The 1,634-nt window shown below is 55.9% G+C and carries 1 rRNA gene; it reads right to left on the bottom strand.

Features of this window, described 5'->3' with window-relative positions:
• Positions 1-29: 29 nt before the first annotated feature.
• Positions 30-1,561: ribosomal RNA gene (locus ST42_RS05335) — 16S ribosomal RNA — on the bottom strand.
• Positions 1,562-1,634 lie beyond the last annotated feature (73 nt).

Raw genomic sequence — 1,634 nt, 5'->3', positions numbered from 1 at the left:
AGGTGCACCTTTTCAGAAGGCATCTCCAGAAAGGAGGTGTTCCAGCCGCACCTTCCGGTACGGCTACCTTGTTACGACTTAGCCCCAATCACCGGTTTCGCCCTAGGCCGACCCTTGCGGTCACGGACTTCAGGCGCCCCCGGCTTTCATGGCTTGACGGGCGGTGTGTACAAGGCCCGGGAACGTATTCACCGCGCCATGGCTGATGCGCGATTACTAGCGAATCCAGCTTCGTGGGGTCGGGTTGCAGACCCCAGTCCGAACTGGGGGACACTTTCGCGATTGGACGGACGTTGCCGGCCGCCGGCGCTCTGTATGCCCCATTGTAACACGTGTGTAGCCCCGGACGTAAGGGCCGTGCTGATTTGACGTCATCCCCACCTTCCTCACACCTTACGGTGGCAGTGTCCGCAGAGTGCCCGGCATCACCCGATGGCAACTACGGAGAGGGGTTGCGCTCGTTATGGCACTTAAGCCGACACCTCACGGCACGAGCTGACGACAACCATGCAGCACCTTCACAGAGGCCCCGAAGGGCGTCATTATCTCTAAATCCTTCCTCTGCAATTCAAGCCCGGGTAAGGTTCCTCGCGTATCATCGAATTAAACCACATGTTCCTCCGCTTGTGCGGGCCCCCGTCAATTCCTTTGAGTTTCACCGTTGCCGGCGTACTCCCCAGGTGGGATGCTTAACGCTTTCGCTTGGCCACTCGCCCAGGTGGGCGAATAGCGGGCATCCATCGTTTACCGTGCGGACTACCAGGGTATCTAATCCTGTTCGATACCCGCACTTTCGAGCCTCAGCGTCAGTTGCGCTACCGTCAGCTGCCTTCGCAATCGGAGTTCTTCGTGATATCTAAGCATTTCACCGCTACACCACGAATTCCGCCAACGTCCCGCGTACTCAAGTGGACCAGTTCGCGCCGCACGTCCGCCGTTGAGCGACGGAATTTCACGACACGCTTAACCCACGGCCTGCGCTCCCTTTAAACCCAATAAATCCGGATAACGCCCGGACCTTCCGTATTACCGCGGCTGCTGGCACGGAATTAGCCGGTCCTTATTCAAATGGTACATGCAATGCGGGACACGTCCCGCACTTTATTCCCAAACAAAAGAGGTTTACAACCCGTAGGGCAGTCTTCCCTCACGCTACTTGGCTGGTTCAGGCTTGCGCCCATTGACCAATATTCCTCACTGCTGCCTCCCGTAGGAGTTTGGACCGTGTCTCAGTTCCAATGTGGGGGACCTTCCTCTCAGAACCCCTACTGATCGTCGCCTTGGTGGGCCGTTACCCCGCCAACAAGCTAATCAGACGCATCCCCATCCCATACCGCCAGTCCTTTCGTCATCAATATATGCATCTTAATGACAGCATACGGTATTAATCCGCCTTTCGACGGGCTATCCCGTGGTATGGGCCAGGTTGGATACGCGTTACTCACCCGTGCGCCGGTCGTCATCCTGGAAGAGCAAGCTCTACCAGATGTTACCCCGCGACTTGCATGTGTTAAGCCTGTAGCTAGCGTTCATCCTGAGCCAGGATCAAACTCTCCATTGTATAATATCTTTATAATGACCTTTCCCGAAGGAAAGTTCGTTTTGTCTCTGTTCAGAATGCCTCCGAAAATCAT

The sequence above is a fragment of the Prevotella pectinovora genome, from assembly GCF_000834015.1.
GTDB lineage: Bacteria > Bacteroidota > Bacteroidia > Bacteroidales > Bacteroidaceae > Prevotella > Prevotella pectinovora.
This window is presented reverse-complemented; position numbering and strand designations above follow the sequence as displayed.